This window comes from Pseudonocardia sp. McavD-2-B, from assembly GCF_024124365.1.
GTDB lineage: Bacteria > Actinomycetota > Actinomycetes > Mycobacteriales > Pseudonocardiaceae > Pseudonocardia > Pseudonocardia alni.
Window position 1 is genome coordinate 1 of sequence record NZ_JAMXSG010000124.1, and the last position, 16,211, is coordinate 16,211.

General features: G+C 73.5%; 15 protein-coding genes. 8 read left to right on the forward strand and 7 right to left on the reverse strand.

Annotation, left to right across the window (positions count from 1 at the left end):
* The coding region (locus NH602_RS17040) for a helix-turn-helix transcriptional regulator (RefSeq protein ID WP_253068318.1) at positions 1–1,548 on the forward strand (1,548 nt) is incomplete at its 5' end.
* A gap of 148 nt (positions 1,549–1,696) precedes the next feature.
* Here NH602_RS17040 and araA read toward each other — a convergent pair.
* The 3 genes from araA to araB are packed head-to-tail and all read right to left on the reverse strand — an operon-like array spanning position 1,697 to position 5,626.
* Positions 1,697–3,208: an L-arabinose isomerase gene (gene araA / locus NH602_RS17045; RefSeq protein ID WP_253068319.1), complete on the reverse strand. Its 1,512-nt coding sequence runs from the start codon at positions 3,206–3,208 to the stop codon at positions 1,697–1,699.
* A gap of 31 nt (positions 3,209–3,239) precedes the next feature.
* On the reverse strand, positions 3,240–3,926 hold the full coding sequence (locus NH602_RS17050; RefSeq protein WP_073575106.1) for an L-ribulose-5-phosphate 4-epimerase: 687 nt from the start codon (positions 3,924–3,926) through the stop codon (positions 3,240–3,242).
* On the reverse strand, positions 3,923–5,626 hold the full coding sequence (gene araB / locus NH602_RS17055) for a ribulokinase (protein WP_179760030.1): 1,704 nt from the start codon (positions 5,624–5,626) through the stop codon (positions 3,923–3,925). The genes NH602_RS17050 and araB overlap by 4 nt, the downstream gene beginning before the upstream one ends.
* 341 nt (positions 5,627–5,967) lie before the next feature.
* Here araB and chvE point away from each other — a divergent pair, with 341 nt between their 5' ends.
* From chvE to NH602_RS17075, 4 genes are all read left to right on the forward strand, one after another.
* Positions 5,968–7,098: a multiple monosaccharide ABC transporter substrate-binding protein gene (gene chvE, locus NH602_RS17060; protein WP_062402894.1), complete on the forward strand. Its 1,131-nt coding sequence runs from the start codon at positions 5,968–5,970 to the stop codon at positions 7,096–7,098.
* Positions 7,099–7,187: 89 nt separating this feature from the next.
* Entirely contained in the window at positions 7,188–8,705 is a 1,518-nt protein-coding gene (locus NH602_RS17065) for a sugar ABC transporter ATP-binding protein (protein ID WP_253068326.1), read from the forward strand.
* A complete protein-coding gene (gene mmsB, locus NH602_RS17070; RefSeq protein WP_073575104.1) occupies positions 8,702–9,952 on the forward strand; it encodes a multiple monosaccharide ABC transporter permease in 1,251 nt (416 codons plus the stop codon). Before NH602_RS17065 ends, mmsB begins: the two co-directional genes overlap by 4 nt.
* A gap of 70 nt (positions 9,953–10,022) precedes the next feature.
* Positions 10,023–11,060, forward strand: a complete 1,038-nt coding sequence (locus NH602_RS17075; RefSeq protein ID WP_253068320.1) for a LacI family DNA-binding transcriptional regulator — start codon at positions 10,023–10,025, stop codon at positions 11,058–11,060.
* A gap of 8 nt (positions 11,061–11,068) precedes the next feature.
* Here the strand turns inward: NH602_RS17075 and NH602_RS17080 are convergent, their stop codons facing one another.
* Together NH602_RS17080 and NH602_RS17085 are read right to left on the reverse strand one after the other, a co-directional pair.
* The gene (locus NH602_RS17080) at positions 11,069–12,064 is read right to left on the reverse strand and encodes an LLM class flavin-dependent oxidoreductase (RefSeq protein ID WP_073575103.1); all 996 of its coding nucleotides are present in this window, start codon (positions 12,062–12,064) and stop codon (positions 11,069–11,071) included.
* 208 nt (positions 12,065–12,272) lie between these two features.
* Positions 12,273–12,764 carry a MarR family winged helix-turn-helix transcriptional regulator gene (locus NH602_RS17085; RefSeq protein ID WP_253068321.1) on the reverse strand — a complete coding sequence of 164 codons (492 nt, stop codon included), beginning with the start codon at positions 12,762–12,764 and terminating at the stop codon, positions 12,273–12,275.
* 71 nt (positions 12,765–12,835) lie between these two features.
* Between NH602_RS17085 and NH602_RS17090 the strand changes: the two genes are divergently transcribed.
* Positions 12,836–13,279 (forward strand): Rid family hydrolase, encoded by a 444-nt coding sequence (locus NH602_RS17090; protein ID WP_253068322.1) that lies wholly within the window; start codon positions 12,836–12,838, stop codon positions 13,277–13,279.
* A gap of 7 nt (positions 13,280–13,286) precedes the next feature.
* Here the strand turns inward: NH602_RS17090 and NH602_RS17095 are convergent, their stop codons facing one another.
* Positions 13,287–13,769: a CGNR zinc finger domain-containing protein gene (locus NH602_RS17095; protein ID WP_179760026.1), complete on the reverse strand. Its 483-nt coding sequence runs from the start codon at positions 13,767–13,769 to the stop codon at positions 13,287–13,289.
* Between the two features lie 96 nt (positions 13,770–13,865).
* Between NH602_RS17095 and NH602_RS17100 the strand changes: the two genes are divergently transcribed.
* On the forward strand, positions 13,866–14,732 hold the full coding sequence (locus NH602_RS17100) for an alpha/beta fold hydrolase (protein ID WP_253068323.1): 867 nt from the start codon (positions 13,866–13,868) through the stop codon (positions 14,730–14,732).
* A 27-nt stretch (positions 14,733–14,759) separates the two neighbouring features.
* On the opposite strand, the gene NH602_RS17105 is transcribed toward NH602_RS17100, so the two are convergent.
* On the reverse strand, positions 14,760–15,395 hold the full coding sequence (locus NH602_RS17105; RefSeq protein ID WP_253068324.1) for a TetR/AcrR family transcriptional regulator: 636 nt from the start codon (positions 15,393–15,395) through the stop codon (positions 14,760–14,762).
* Between the two features lie 128 nt (positions 15,396–15,523).
* Between NH602_RS17105 and NH602_RS17110 the strand changes: the two genes are divergently transcribed.
* Positions 15,524–16,141 carry a hypothetical protein gene (locus tag NH602_RS17110; protein WP_253068325.1) on the forward strand — a complete coding sequence of 206 codons (618 nt, stop codon included), beginning with the start codon at positions 15,524–15,526 and terminating at the stop codon, positions 16,139–16,141.
* Positions 16,142–16,211 lie beyond the last annotated feature (70 nt).

Below are 16,211 nucleotides of genomic sequence, written 5' to 3' on the forward strand. Positions count from 1 at the left end.
CGCCGGCTGGCGCTCGCCGCCCGCGCCGCCTGGGACGCCGGCGACGCCGAGGGGGCCCGGCGGCTGCTCGACGACGCCGAGCGCCTGGGCGGGGTGGAACCCGTCGTGCGGTGCAGCGGCGGGCTGCGCGGGATCCTCGAGTTCACCGTCGGCCTCTCCGAGCGCGCCCACCACTACCTGGTGGGGGACATGGCCGTCGTCGACGGGACGCGCACGGCGATGGAGCTGGGCACGGTGGCGGCCCGCGCGGCCTGGTCGGCGGGCCGCCCGGACCTGCAGCAGACGGCGCTGGCGCGGCTGCTCGCCCTCGACCCCGCCGGCGAGCCGGCACCGGTCATGCCGACGCTGCGGTCCTGGTGGGCCTGCTACGACGGGACCGGCCGGGCCGCCGGGCCGCTCCCGGCCACGGACGCCGCCACCGTCGGCCTGCTCGGGACCGTGCCGTGGGAGCTGCTGCCGCCCGTGCCGCTGGCCCAGGCCTGCGGGGTCGAGGGGCCCCTGCACGACGTGCTGCGGATGCAGGCCGCGCAGCTGCGGCGGCGGCACGAGCTCGCCGCGCTCGCGATGGTCCTCGCGCAGAGCGCGGTCCTCGACGTCGCGGCGGGCCGGTGGGAGACGGCCGAGGCCGGGGCCACCGAGGGCCTGCGGCTGGCCGAGGAGGTCGGGGCGGACCACGTGGCGAGCCAGTGCCGGCTCTGTCTGGCCAACCTGGCCGCGGCCCGCGGCGACGCCCCCGGACTGGACGGCCACACCACCCGGGCGCTGGCCGTCTCGGTCCGGCAGGGGGTGCGCGCGCTCACCGCGTCGGCGTACTGGGTGCGGGGCCGGGCCGCGCTGTTCGAGGGCAGGCCCCGCGACGCCCTGCACCACCTGATGCCGCTCGGCGAGCCCGGCCACGAGGCCGCCCACCCCACGTTCGCGCTGCTCGCCGCCCCGGACACCGCCGAGGCCGCGACGCAGGAGGGCCGTACGGAGACGGCCGCGGCCCGGCTGGTGGCCGTCGAGACGTGGGCCCGGCGGACCGGCGCCCACTGGGCCCGTACCGCCGCCCACCGTCTCCGTGCCCTCGCCGCCGGCGGCCCGGACACGGAGGCCGCGTACCGGGCTGCGCTCGACGGCGCGGGTACCGTCCCGGATCCGTTCGAGCAGGCCCGCACCCGGCTGCTCTACGGCGAGTGGCTGCGGCGGGTCCGCCGGCGCGCCGACGCCCGGCACGAACTCACCGGGGCGGCCGAGACCTTCGCCCGCCTCGGCGCGGCGCCGCTGCGGGCACGGGCGGTGCGGGAGCTGGGCCTGGCCGCGCAGTCCGGGGCACGGCACGAACCGGCCGGAGCCGGGCTCACCGCCCAGGAGCTGCGGGTCGCCCAGCTGGCCGCCGAGGGGCTCACCAACCGGGAGATCGCGGCCCGGCTGCTGATCAGCCACCGCACGGTCGGGCACCACCTGGGCAGCGTCTACCCCAAGCTCGGCGTCACCTCCCGTGCCGAGCTCGCGCGGCTCGACGTGGCGGGCGACCTGAGGTTCCGCACCCCCGGGCGCAGGCAGTGACCCGGCCGCCGGTAGGTGACCGATCGCGCGCCGGCTCGCGTCGGAAGCGAGCCGTCCCCACCTGCCGTGGGCGAGGCGCGTCCCCGTCCTGGACCACGGTGCCGGCCACCCGTCGGAGGCGGCCGGCACCGTGGCCGGGGAGCGGAGCTCAGAAGCCCCGCGCGAGCCGGTGGTAGGCGTTGTTCCACCGCAGCTCGTGCAGGAAGGTCCGCGGGCTCGTGGTGTCGCCGATGTGCACCAGCTCGGTCCCGACGATCTCGGCCAGGTCGTCCAGGGCCTCGACGCCGACGGCGGTCGACAGCACCGTGTGGTGCGGGCCGCCCGCCATCAGCCAGCACTCGGCCGAGGTGGCCAGCGACGGCTCCGGGACCCAGGTCGCCGTCGCCACCGGCAGCCTCGGCATGGGCTCGTCCGGGTCGACGACCTCGACGTCGTTGCTGACCAGCCGGAACCGCTCTCCGAGGTCGCAGATGCCGAGCACCACGCCCGGGCCCGGGTCGGCGGTGAACCGCAGCCGGACCGGGTCCTCGCGCCCGCCGATGCCCAGCGGGTGGATCTCCAGCGACGGCCGGGACCCGGTGATGCTCGGGCAGACCTCCAGCATGTGCGCCCCGAGGATGCGTTCGCGGCCGGGCCGCAGGTGGTAGGTGTAGTCCTCCATGAACGACGTGCCGCCGGGCAGCCCGGTGGCGACGACCTTCACCGCGCGGAGCATCGCCGCGGTCTTCCAGTCGCCCTCGGCGCCGAAGCCGTAGCCGTCGGCCATCATGCGCTGCACCGCGAGACCGGGGAGCTGGCGCAGTCCGCCGAGGTCCTCGAAGTTCGTGGTGAACGCCTGCGCGCCCGACGCCTCCAGGAACGAGCGCAGCCCGATCTCGACCCGCGCGCCGTAGCGGAGCGCCTCGTGCCGGTCGCCGTCGGGGAGCAGTTCGGGGACGACGGCGTAGACCTCGGCGTACTCGGCGACGAGCTTGTCGACGTCGGTGTCGGGGACCTGGTCGACGACGGCGACGAGGTCGTTCACGCCGTAGGTCTGCACCGACATCCCGAAGACCCGGGTGGCCTCGACCCGGTCGCCGTCGGTCACGGCGACGTCGCGCATGGAGTCGCCGAACCGGACCAGCCGCAGCGAGCGCAGCTCGGCGGCACCGGCGGCCGCACGGGTCCAGGTCCCGATGCGGTCCCGGAGCACCGGGTCGGAGACGTGCCCGGCGACGGTCTTGCGGGCCAGGCCGAGCCGGGTCTGGACGTAGCCGAACTCGCGGTCGCCGTGCGCGGCCTGGTTGAGGTTCATGAAGTCCATGTCGATCTCCGACCAGGGGAGGTCGACACCGGCCTGGGTGTGCAGGTGCAGCAGCGGGCGGGTCAGGGCCTCGAGCCCGGGGATCCACATCTTCGCCGGGGAGAAGGTGTGCATCCAGGTGATGACGCCGAGGCAGCGGTCGTCGGCGTTGGCCTCCAGGCAGATCCGCCGGATGGCGTCGGCGTCGGTGAGGACGGGCTTCCACACCACCCGCACCGGTACCTCGTCGGCGGTGTCGAGCCGGTCGGCGACGACCTTCGACTGGTCGGCGACCTGGGCGAGGGTCTCCTCGCCGTAGAGGCCCTGGCTCCCGGTCAGGAACCAGACCTCGTAGCTGTCGAGCAGCGAGCCACTCATCGGACGTCCCTCCTGCGGGGTGCGGCGGCGCTCAACGCTGCCCGTAGACGTTCTGGTAGCGGTCCCAGAGGCTGTCGATCTCGGCCTGGGGGATGGGCACGGTGTCGCCGAGCTGGCGGGCGAGGTGCACGGTGCGGGCGACGTCCTCGCACATCACCGCGGCCTTCACCGCGGCACGGGCGTCGGCACCGATGGTGAACACGCCGTGGTTCTGCATGATCACGGCGGGGGAGCGGCTGCCGGCCAGTGTCTCGACGACGCCGCGGCCGATCGACTCGTCGCCGATCAGCGAGAACGGACCGATGGGGATGTCCCCGCCGAATTCGTCGCTCATCGCGGTGAGCACGCACGGGATCGGCTCGGCGCGCGCCGCCCATGCGCTGGCGTAGGTGGAGTGGGTGTGCACCACGCCGCCGACCCCGGGCATGGCCCGGTAGACGTGGGCGTGCGCCGCGGTGTCCGACGACGGCGTCAGGTCGCCCTCGACGGGGGTGCCGTGCAGGTCGCACAGCACCATGGTCTGCGGGGTCAGGTCGTCGTAGGAGACCCCGCTGGGCTTGATGACCATCAGGTCGTGGCCGGGGACGCGGGCCGAGACGTTGCCCGCCGTCCAGACGACCAGCCCGTAGCGGACGAGCTCGGCGTGCAGCGCGCACACCTGCTCGCGCAGCCGCGCCACGGTGGCGGCGACGCCGGGGGAGGCCAGGGTGTCGGTCATGCGTCGAGGTCTCCTTCTCGCTGGGCGCGCGCCTCGCGGCGGATCGCGCGCAGGCGGTGCATCACGTCGTCGCCGCCCCGGCCGAAGTGGTCGTGCAGGCGGGTGTACTCGGCGAACAGGGCGTCGTAGGACTTCGCCGACTCCTCGTCGGGCAGGTGTGCGCCCTCCCGGACGCGGCCCATCGCGGCGGCCGCGGTGGGCATGTCGGGGTGGACCCCCGCGGCGACGGCCGCGTGGATCGCCGAGCCCAGGGCCGGGCCCTGCCCGGTCTCGACGACGGTGAGCGGCAGCCGGGTCACGTCGGCGTAGATCTGCATGAGCAGGGCGTTGCGGGTGAGCCCGCCGGAGACGATCAGCTCGGTCACCGGGACGCCGGAGGCCGCGAAGGTCTCCACGATCATCCGGGTGCCGAACGCGGTGGCCTCCAGCAGCGCCCGGTAGGTGTCCTCGGGCCGGGTCGCGAGGGTCTGCCCGACGACGACGCCGGACAGCTCGTGGTCCACCAGCACCGACCGGTTGCCCGAGTGCCAGTCCAGCGCGACGAGCCCGTGCTCGCCGACCGCCTGCCCGGCGGCCAGCTCGGTGAGGTACTCGTGGATGCCGAGCCCGCGCGCCCGGGCGGCCTCGTGGTGGGCGGGCGGCACGCCGTGCTCGACGAACCAGCCGAAGATGTCGCCGACGCCGCTCTGCCCGGCCTCGTAGCCCCAGAGCCCGGAGACGATGCCGCCGTCGACGACACCGCACATCCCGGGCACCTCGCGCAGCACGTCGGAGCTCATGACGTGGCAGGTGCTGGTCCCCATGATCGCGACCATCTGCCCGGGCCGGACGGCGTTCGCCGCGGCGGCGGTGACGTGGGCGTCGACGTTGCCGACGGCGACCGCGATCCCCTCGGGCAGCCCGGTCCAGCCTGCCGCCTCGGCGGTCAGCGTCCCGGCGACGGCGCCCAGCTCACCGATCTCGTGGGCGACCTTGGTCTCGGCGAACCCGGCGAAGGCCGGGTTCAGCGCAGCGAGGAAGTCGCGGCCGGGGTAGGCGCCGTCCTGCAGGATCCCCTTGTAGCCGGCCGAGCAGGCGTTGCGGACGTAGCGGCCGCACAGCTGCCAGACGATCCAGTCCGCGGCCTCGACCCAGCGCTCGGTCCTGGCGTAGACCGCGGGGGCCTCCTCCAGGATCTGCAGACCCTTCGCGAACTCCCACTCCGAGGAGATGAACCCGCCGTAGCGGGGGAGCCAGCTCTCGCCGCGTTCGGCGGCGAGGGCGTTGATGCGGTGGGCCTGCGGCTGGGCGGCGTGGTGGCGCCAGAGCTTGGTGTACGCGTGGGGCTCGTCGGCGAGGTCGGGCACCTCGTTCAGCGGGGTGCCGTCGCGCAGGGTCGGGACCATGGTGCAGGCGGTGAAGTCGGTGGCGATGCCGACCACCCGCGCCGGGTCCACCCCGGCGGCGGCGACCGCCTCGGGGACGGCGCGGCGCAGGACGTCGACGTAGTCCGACGGCACCTGCAGCGCCCAGTCCGGCGGCAGGCGCAGGTCCGGCCGGCCCGGCAGGGCGTCGGTGACGACGGCGTGGGTGTAGGCGTGGACGGCGGTGCCGAGCTCGGCCCCGTCGGCGGCACGGACGACGGCCGCCCGTCCGGACAGCGTCCCGAAGTCGACGCCCACCACGAGGGCGTCGGTGGGGTCGACCGGTGGTCGGATCATGAGCACTTCCTCGGGTCACGAACGCGGCCGACCGGAGACCGGTCGGCGGCCGGATGTTATCGCTAACAGCATATGGCCTCAATGGTCCCCGGACGAGCGAACCCTGCGAACCGTTCACGACGGTGCACGCTCACTCCGCGGTCGCCGTCGGGTGAGAAAGTGCGGTGATCGGGGATCGTCGGGCCGGCTCGGGACGGAAGGACGCGGCGCATAACGGACGGGTAACGCCACTTCCGTGGCGACGACGGTGTGGTTAACGTTCACATTTCCGGGTTCAGTTCCCGATCGGGCGCGTCCCGCCCGCTGCCGTCTCGACGAGGAGATCGCCTGTGTTCACGAGGATGCGCACCGTCGCCGTCGGTGCCCTGCTGGTACTGGGTCTGGCCGCCTGCGGCGGCGAGGGCGCCGGGGGAGGTGGCGGCGCGGGGGCCGGGGAGGCACCCGGCGACCTGACGGTCGGGGTCTCCATGCCGACCCAGACCTCCGAGCGGTGGATCGCCGACGGCAATGCCGTCCGCGACCAGCTCACGGCCGCCGGCTACCAGGTGGACCTGCAGTACGCGAACGACGACATCCCCACCCAGTCCCAGCAGATCGACCAGATGGTCACCAGCGGGGCCGACCTCCTGCTCGTCGCGGCCATCGACGGGACCGCCCTGTCCGGGCAGCTGCAGGCGGCCAAGGACGCCGGCATCCCCGTGGTCGCCTACGACCGGCTGATCCGGGAGAGCCCGAACGTCGACTTCTACGTCACCTTCGACAACTTCCAGGTCGGGGTGGCACAGGCGAACGCGCTGCTGCGCGGCATGGGTCTGCAGAACGCCGACGGGTCGCCCGGCCCGGAGCGCGGCCCGGTCGTCGTCGAGCTGTTCGCCGGCTCGCTGGACGACAACAACGCCTTCTACTTCTTCGACGGCGCCATGTCGGTGCTGAAGCCGCTGATCGACGACGGCACGGTCCGGGTGAAGAGCGGTCAGACCACCATCGAGCAGGCCGCCACGCTGCGGTGGGCGCAGGAGACCGCGCAGAAGCGGATGGAGGACCTGCTCACCTCCTCCTACAACGACGGCAGCAGCCCCGACGGCGTCCTCTCGCCCTACGACGGCATCTCCCGCGGTGTCCTCACCGCCCTGCAGAACGCGGGCTTCGGCACCCCGGCCAAGCCGATGCCGACCGTCACCGGCCAGGACGCCGAGATCGCCTCGGTCAAGCTGATCGACGACGGGGTGCAGAGCTCCACGGTCTTCAAGGACACCCGTCAGCTGGCCGAGCAGGCGGTCGTCGCCGCGAAGGCGTTCCTCGACGGGGGCACCCCCGAGGCCAACGACACCACCACCTACGACAACGGGGTGAAGGTCGTCCCGTCCTACCTGCTGCCGGTCCGGACGGTGTTCAAGGCCGACATCGCGCCGGTCCTGGTCGACTCGGGCTACTACACGGCCGAGGACGTCGCCCGCGGCCGCCAGGGCTGAGTCCCGCGACCGGCCCCACCCCTTCCGTGACGGAGGACGACGTGACCGACCACGATCCCGGCGGCGACCCGCCGGACACCATCCTCGAGATGCGCGCCATCACCAAGACCTTCCCGGGGGTGACCGCGCTGTCGGAGGTCTCGCTCGCCGTGTGCCGCGGCGAGATCCACGCGATCTGCGGCGAGAACGGCGCCGGGAAGTCGACGCTGATGAAGGTGCTCTCCGGGGTGCATCCCGCAGGCACCTACGACGGCGAGGTCGTGCTGGACGGCCGGCCCGCCCGGTTCACCGGGATCCGCGACTCCGAGGCCGACGGCGTCGTGATCATCCACCAGGAGCTCGCGCTGGTGCCGCACCTGTCGATCGCCGAGAACGTGTTCCTGGGCAACGAGCGGCGCGGCCGGCTGGGACTGGTCGACTGGCGGCGCACGCACGCCGAGGCCGCCCGTCTGCTCCGCGAGGTGGGGCTCACGGAGAACCCCGCGACGCCGGTGGGCCGGCTCGGTGTCGGCAAGCAGCAGCTCGTCGAGATCGTCAAGGCGATGACCAAGGACGTCCGGCTGCTCATCCTCGACGAGCCGACCGCCGCGCTGAACGACACCGACTCCGCGCACCTGCTCGAGCTGATCCGGCGCTTCCGCGACGACGGCATCACCTCGATCATCATCTCGCACAAGCTCGACGAGATCGTCTCCATCGCCGACCGCACCACCGTCATCCGGGACGGCCGCACCGTCGAGACGTTCACCGTCGCCGACGAGCCCGCCCCGCGGAACCGGATCATCCGCGGGATGGTCGGCCGCGACCTGACCTCCTTCTACCCGGACCGGGTGAGCAGCCCGGGGGAGGAGCTGCTGCGGATCACCGACTGGACGGTCTGGCACCCGACCCAGGACCGCAAGGTCGTCGACGCCGCGTCGCTGTCGGTGCGGGCCGGAGAGGTCGTCGGGATCGCCGGGCTGATGGGCGCGGGCCGCACCGAGCTCGCGATGAGCGTGTTCGGGCGGTCCTGGGGCCGCGAGGTCAGCGGCACCCTGGAGGTCGGGGGGCGCGAGGTCCGTGCCCGCTCGGTGCCCGAGGCGATCGAGGCCGGGCTGGCCTACGTCACCGAGGACCGCAAGCACTTCGGCCTGAACCTGATCGACGACATCCGGCGCAACGTGTCCGGTGCGGGACTGCCCCGGCTCTCCCGCCGCGGCTGGGTCGACGGCGACGCCGAGCTGCGCGTCGCCGAGACCTACCGGCGCGACCTCGGGATCCGGGCCGCGAGCACGAGCGTCGGGGTGGGCACCCTGTCCGGCGGCAACCAGCAGAAGGTCGTGCTGGCCAAGTGGCTGTTCACCGAGCCCGACGTGCTGATCCTCGACGAACCGACCCGCGGGATCGACGTGGGTGCCCGCTACGAGATCTACGTGATCATCAACCGGCTCGTGGAGGCCGGCAAGGCGGTCCTGGTGATCTCCTCCGAGCTGCCCGAGCTCCTGGGGATCTGCGACCGCGTCTACACCCTGTCGGCCGGCCGGATCACCGGTGAGGTGCCGGTCGCCGAGGCCACCCAGGAGGGCCTGATGACCCTCATGACCCAGGAGGCGGAGAGCTCCGCATGACCAGCACCCTCCCGAAGAAGGACCCCTCCTCCGACGAGCGTCCCGGCGCCGGCGCGGCAGCCCTGCACTCCGGGACGAGCAACCTGCGCCGGCTGCTCGCCGGCAACGTCCGCCAGAGCGGAATCGTGATCGCCTTCGTGGCGATCGTCGCGCTGTTCGCGGTGCTCACCGGAGGCGTCTCGCTGAGCCCGGGGAACATCACCAACATCGTCCTGCAGTACTCCTACATCCTGGTCCTCGCGATCGGGATGGTGATCGTCATCGTGGGTGGCCACATCGACCTCTCGGTGGGGTCGGTGGTCGCGCTGACCGGTGCGGTGGCCGCGGTCCTGGTGATCGGCGGCGGCCTGCCGTGGTGGGTCGGCGTCGTCGCGGCCGTCGGCGTCGGGGTGCTGGTCGGTGTCTGGCACGGGTTCTGGGTGGCCTACGTCGGCATCCCCGCCTTCATCGTCACCCTGGCCGGGATGCTGCTGTTCCGCGGCCTGACCCTGCAGGTACTGGGCAACATCTCCCTGTCGCCGTTCCCGGCGGGCTACCAGCAGATCGCGGGCGGCTTCCTCAACGGGCTCATCGGCGGCCAGGGCTACGACGCCTTCACCGTCCTGATCGGCGCACTCGGCGTGGCCGGGTACGCGGTGCTCGCCTACCGCAGCCGGGTCGCCAAGGTGCTCGACCTGCAACAGGTCGAGTCCTTCCCGCTGTTCGCCTGCCGGATCGCACTCGTCGGGCTGGTCGTCATGGCGTTCGCCTGGCAGCTCGCCTCCTCCCGCGGGCTGCCCGTGGTGCTGGTCGTCCTGTCGGTTCTGGTGCTCGCCTACGGGCTGCTCACCCGGCGCACCGTGTTCGGCCGGCACGTCTACGCCCTGGGCGGCAACGCGGCCGCGGCCCGGCTGTCGGGGGTGAAGGTCAAGGCCGTCACGTTCTGGATCTTCGTGAACATGGGCTTCCTGGCCGGGGTGGCCGGTGTCATCTACTCCGCACGCTCCAACGGCGCCCAGCCCGCGGCCGGGAACATGTTCGAGCTCGACGCGATCGCCGCCGCGTTCATCGGCGGTGCCGCGGTGACCGGCGGGGTCGGGACCGTGGTGGGCGCGCTGGTCGGCGGCCTGATCATGGCCGTGATGAGCAACGGGATGCAGCTCATGGGCGTCGACCAGTCCGTGCAGTCGGTCGTGAAGGGACTCGTGCTGCTGTTCGCCGTCGCGTTCGACGTCTGGAACAAGCGGCGCGCCCGTGGCGACGCCTGAGCGGGTGTGATCGCCCTCCGTAGGGGATGATCACGGACGGCTACGCTGCACCGATCGGAGGGGGAGGGGCGTGGGGATCGCGATGGAGCCGGGACCGAGGCCGCAGCGGGCACCGTCGATGTTCGACGTGGCCCGTCGTGCCGGTGTCTCGCACCAGACGGTCTCCCGCGTCCTGAACGCACACCCGAACGTCCGGGAGAGCACCCGGGTGCGGGTCCGGACCGCGATCGAGGAGCTCGGCTACCGGCCGAACCGTGCCGCCCGCACCCTGGTGACCGGCCGCGACCGGGTGCTCGGCGTCGTCGCGCCGCGGTCCACCCTGTTCGGCCCGGTGTCGCTGCTCGCCGCGTTCGAGGAACAGGCGGTCGGCGCCGGGTTCGGCGTGAGCGTCGTGCGGGTGCGCGAGATCGACGGCGGGTCGGTGCGCCAGGCCGTCCAGCGCCACCTCGACGGGCAGGTCGCGGGGATCGTCGTGATCGCGCCGGTGGCGTCGGTGGCCGAGGCGCTCGACACCGTGCCGCGTGACGTCCCGCTCGTCACCGTCGACGGCGATCCCGACCAGCAGCTGCCGATGGCCACGGTCGACCAGGTGGAGGGCGGCCGGATCGCGACCGAGCACCTGCTGGCCGCGGGGCACGCGACCGTCTGGCACGTCGCGGGCCCCACCGACTGGTTCGACGCGGCGGGCCGCGCGGCCGGCTGGGTCGCGGCACTGCACGCGGCCGGGGCCGAGGTGCCCCCGGTGATGGCCGCGGACTGGAGCGCGGACGCCGGGTACCGGGCGGGCGAGCTGATGGCCCGGATGCCCGAGGTGACCGCGGTGTTCGCCGCGAACGACGCGCTGGCCACCGGCCTGCTCCACGCCTTCCACGACCGCGGCCGGAGCATTCCCGGGGACGTCAGCGTCGTCGGGTTCGACGACGTGCCCGTCTCGGCGCACCTCATCCCGCCGCTGACCAGCCTGCGCGCGGACTTCGAGGCCGTCGCCCGCGAGGCGCTCGACCTGCTGCTGAACCACGAGGCCGGACCGGACGTGTCGCAGGCGGTGCACCGGAAGATCGCCCCGGTGCTGGTGTCCCGCGACAGCGTCGGCCCGCCGCCCCGCTGACGTCGTCGTCAGCTCGTGTTCTGGACCTTCGTCGCCAGCAGCTCCCAGCTGCGCCACCAGCTCTCCCGGCGCGGCGCCGGGCCGGTGACGATCAGCTCGTCGGCGTCGGCGTGGGCGGCGAAGTCCTCCAGGTACGCGGTGACGGTATCCGGTGTCCCGACCGCGGTGTAGCGGGTCATCGACCGGATCTGCCCGCCCGAGGCGCTGTCGAGGACGGCGTCGGCCTCGGCGTCGGTGAGCGAGGCCCCGCGACGGCCGGTGAACAGCCGGACCCGGGACCGCTGCACCTCACGCTGGATCTGCTGTGCCTCGTCGTCGGAGTCGGCGGCGATGACGTTCACCCCGGCCAGGACGTGCGGGGCGGACAGCTGCTCCGACGGCCGGAACTCCCGGCGGTAGAGCGCCACGGCCTGCTCCAGGGCGTCCGGCGCGAAGTGCGAGGCGAAGCCGTAGGGCAGTCCCAGCGCGGCTGCGACCTGGGCGCCGTAGAGGGAGGACCCCAGGATCGTCAGCGGGACCCCGGTGCCGCGGCCCGGGTGGGCCTCGACGCCCGGGACCAGGCTGGTGGTCCCGAGGAACGCCTGCAGCTCCTGTACGTCCTGCGGGAAGGTCTCCGACGCGCGCGGGTCCCGCCGCAGCGCCGCGACGGTCGCCTGGTCGGTGCCGGGCGCGCGGCCGAGCCCCAGCTCGATGCGGCCGGGGTGTAGTTCGGCGAGGGTGCCGAACTGCTCGGCGATCTGCAGCGGCGAGTGGTTCGGCAGCATCACGCCGCCGGAGCCGAGCGTGATGCGCTCGGTGTGCGCGGCGACGTGGGCGATGAGCACGCTCGTCGCCGCCGACGCGATCGAGCCCATGTTGTGGTGCTCGGCGTACCAGATCCGGCGGAACCCCCACTCCTCGGCGCGTTGCGCCAGCAGGGTGCTGGCCTCCAGGCCCTGGGCGACGGTCTCACCCCGGGCGACGGTGGCCAGGTCCAGGATCGACAACGGCAGCGGTAGCGGCATGACAGCACCTCACGATCGACATGGTGACCTCTCCGTCAACGAACCGGAGGCGCATCCTCTTCCGCTCCGCGGGATCCGGATCGGAAACGTGGTGAGTACGGGCCGCCGCTACGGTCGCGGCTCGGGGACGAGGGGACGCCGACGCCCGCCACGTGCTGGGCCGCCGGGTCCTCGGCGACGGCTGACCGCGCCGTCCCGTCGCGCCGGCTCAGGACGGCGGGAGGTCCTGCACCCCCAGCGCGACGGCGATCCGGCTCAGCGCCGCCCGGTCCGCCGCGTCGAGCCGGTCGAGGACGAGGGCACGCACCGCGCGCAGATGGGTCGGCGCCGCGGCGTGCACGACGTCGAACCCGGCGTCGGTGAGGGCGGCGAGGGTGTAGCGGCCGTCGTCGGGGTCGGGGGAGCGGTGCATCCAGCCGCGGCCCTCCAGTCGTTTGACCACGTTGGACAGCCGGGACAGCGAGCCGTTCGTCAGGAAGGCGAGCTCGCTCATCCGCAGCCTGCGCCCCGGCGCCTCGGACAGGTGGCTGAGCGTCAGGTACTCGAACAGCGTCAGGCCGTGTGCCTGCTGCAGCGGTACCTCCAGCCGGCCGGGCAGCAGCATGATCAGCGAGACCAGGCCCGTCCACGCGGCCTTCTCCCCGCTGTCGAGCCACGTCGGCCCGTCACCGCCGGCCTCCGGTGTCGCCCGGTCCGTCATCGCCCGTTGCTCCCGTCCGTGGGTGTCGGAGCGTACTTTACACGTGAAGCCATGACTTGTAGATTGAATTCATGCATGAAGTCATCGAGCGCGAGACCGCCACCTTCCACGTCGCGCCGGGCTACGGTGTGACCGCCCGCGATCTGCTCGGATACAGCCAGGCGGTCCGGATCGGCAACCGGGTGGAGACCTCGGGCCAGGGTGGCTGGGACGACGACCTGGTCGTCGCCGAGGACCTGGAGCAGGAGATCGTGCGGGCGTTCGACAACGTCGGGCGCACGCTCGCCGAGGCGGGCGCGACCTGGGCCGACGTCGTGCACGTGAACTCGTACCACAAGGTCGCGCCCGGGTCCGACGTCATCGGCGACGAGCACAACCGGATCATGGTCCGGGAGTTCCGCAGCCGGCTCGGCGGGCGGGCCCCGGTCTGGACCCAGACCGGCGTCACCGTGCTCGGGCTCGCCGCCATGCGGGTCGAGATCCGGGTGACCGCCCTGGTGGAGGGGTCCGGCTGAGGGTGCCTCAGCGGGTCCGTTCGTAGTGCCGGCGCGCCTTGGCGCGGTTCCCGCAGACCGCCATCGAGCACCACCGGGCGCGGTTCGCGCGGCTGCGGTCGAGCAGGAACAGCCGGCACGCGTCGTTCGCGCAGGGGCGCAGCCGGCCGGGCAGCTCCTCCTCGACGGCTGCCCAGGCCAGGACGGCCTCGACGGCGAGCCGGGCGTGCGGCGGGGAGACGGTCCGCCAGGTCAGCCGCCCGTCGGTGAACTCCGGCGTCCGGTGCACGCCGTCGAGGAGCGGGGCCAGCGCGACGCCCGGGTCGGCGCCGCCCCGGGCGACCCGGGTCAGGGCGTCCCGCGCGTCGCGCAACACCGTCAGCTCCTCCGGGCCGCCGTCGCCGCCGTGCTCCCGCGCCCAGCGGCGCGCGGAGGCGGGGTCGCGGAGGACGTCGCGCTCCACACCGTCGACCAGGGGTCTGCTGTTGAGCAGGTCCAGCAGCAGGTCCACGCCGTCTCCTAACCGCATCGAGTCCTTTGACAGGTTACACGCGAACGTGCTTCCGTGAGGAGGTCTAACCAGATCAATCGCGTGAAGGAGTTAGTCGTGCCGCTCGTCCACCACCGGACCGCGACCGTCGACGGACACGAGATCTTCTACCGGGAGGCCGGCCCCGCCGACGCACCCACGATCGTCCTGCTGCACGGCTACCCGGCCAGCTCGTCGATGTTCCGGCACCTGATCCCGCTGCTGGCCGGCGACCACCACGTGATCGCGCCGGACCACCTCGGCTTCGGGTACTCCGCGGCTCCGCCCGCGGCGGAGTTCGACTACACCTTCGACGCGCTCGCCGGCATCACCGACGGGCTGCTCGCGCTGCTGGGTGTCGACCGCTACGCCCTCTACGTCCAGGACTACGGCGCACCGATCGGCTGGCGGCTCGCGCTCGCCCACCCGGAGCGGATCACCGCGATCGTCACCCAGAACGGCAACGGCTACGAGGACGGCTTCGTCGAGTCGTTCTGGACCGACGTCTGGGCCTACGGCGACGCGCCCGGCCCGCGGACCGAGCCCGCCGTCCGCGCCGCCCTCGACCTCGACGCCATCCGGTGGCAGTACCTGCACGGCGTGCCCGACCCGGGGACGGTGGACCCGGACACCTGGCACCACGACCACGCGCTGGTCTCCCGGGACGGCAACGACGCGGTCCAGCTCGCACTGTTCCGCGACTACCGCACCAACCGCCCGCTCTACCCGCGCCTGCACGGGTTCCTGCGCAGCAGCGGGGTCCCGGTGCTGGCGGTGTGGGGGCGCAACGACGAGATCTTCGGACCGGACGGGGCGCGGGCGTTCGCCCGCGACGCCCGGGACGTCGAGGTGCACCTGGTGGACGGCGGCCACTTCCTGCTCGAGAGCCACCTCGACGTCGTCGCCGGCCACCTGCGGCGCTTCCTGGAGCGGGTCCCGGCGTGACGCACGTGCCCGGGGCGGGGCGCGTGATCAGGACCGGCCGTCGTCCCGGATCCCGCCGCCCGGGTCGCCCAGGACGGCGTCCACGGCCAGGTACAGCGTCTCGGTCTCGGTCCGCAGGATCGGGTCAGCGGCGGGCAGTGCCCGTTCCATGCCGAGCCCGTCGACCACGGTCATGAGGAACCGTGCCCGCCGGGCGTTGTCGCCCGGGGCGAGCGCGCCCTCGTCGACCAGGGTCGTCAGCCAGTACTCGACCCGGCGCCGCACCTCGCGCTCGATGGCGAGGTAGGCCCTCCGGAGCTCCTCGGTCGGCTCGGGTACGACGAAGGTGTCGACCGCGGTCCGCAGCGCCCGGCGCGCCTGCTCCCCGACCCCTGTGCGGTTCAGCACCTCTCGCAGGCAGGCGGCGAGCCTGTCCCGGGCCGGCACCGCGGTGTCGTGGATGGCGTCGTCGGGGGCGACGAGGTCGTAGACGCGGGTCAGGACCTCGTCCTGCAGCGCCCGCTGGGTCGGGAAGTGGTGGCGCAGCGAGCCGGTGCTGACCCCGGCCCGCGCGGCGACCGCGCGCACGCTCAGCCGGGTCCCCGGGTCCTGGCCGAACAGCTCCATCGCGGCCAGGAGCACCCGGTCCCGGCTGCCGAGCCTCCGACGCTGCGTCTCGTCCACCCCTGGCAGCGTACTAGTACACCGTGTTAGCGTGCCGCCGAACGGACCAATACAGTGTGCTGGTCAGGACGCGGGTTCGGGGGGACCGGATGCTGACCGAGTGGCGACGACACCGCGCCGTCCGACGGGTGAGGCCGGGCGACGGCAGCCCGCTGAAGCGTTTCCGGTGGTGGCAGCTGTTCCTGGGGCGCGCCCTGCTGCACCTGGACCTGACCGGCGCCGACGGGCGGCCGGTGCGGTACTCCGTCGACGTGCGCCACCAGGGCAGCGGGGAGACCGGGCAGGTCGTCGCGCAGGTGTATCGCGACGGGCGGCACCACGCGTCGTCGCGGGTACCGGCCGTCGTCCCGGTCGAGGGCGGCGCCATCGAGGTCGCGACGAGCGCGTTCGGGGTGAAGCGCTGCCGGTACGTCACCGCCGCCGGTGCGGTCCGGCAGCTCGTCCCGGACCCGCGCTCGGCGGAGGGCCGCCGGGCCCGCCTGGAGCGCGAGCACCCCTCGCTCAGCCGCGTGCTCGGCGTCGTCTCGGTGGTGGCGCTGGTCGTCGGCGTCGGGCTGAACCTGCTGCAGCTGCTGGAGCCGCTCAGCCGGATCCCGCCGGTCGCGGCGGCGGTCGGGGTGTTCGAGTCGCCGGTCCACCTGCCGATCTGGCTCAACATCGCGCTCGGTGTCGCGGCCGCCCTGGCCAGCACCGAACGCGCGCTGCGGCTGCGCTACCACTGGCTGCTCGACGGCGTCGGCAACTGAGCCGGGCGTGCCCCGGCGGTCCGCCCGCCGGGGCACGCACCCGGTCAGGCGGCCGGCCCCCCGAACCAGC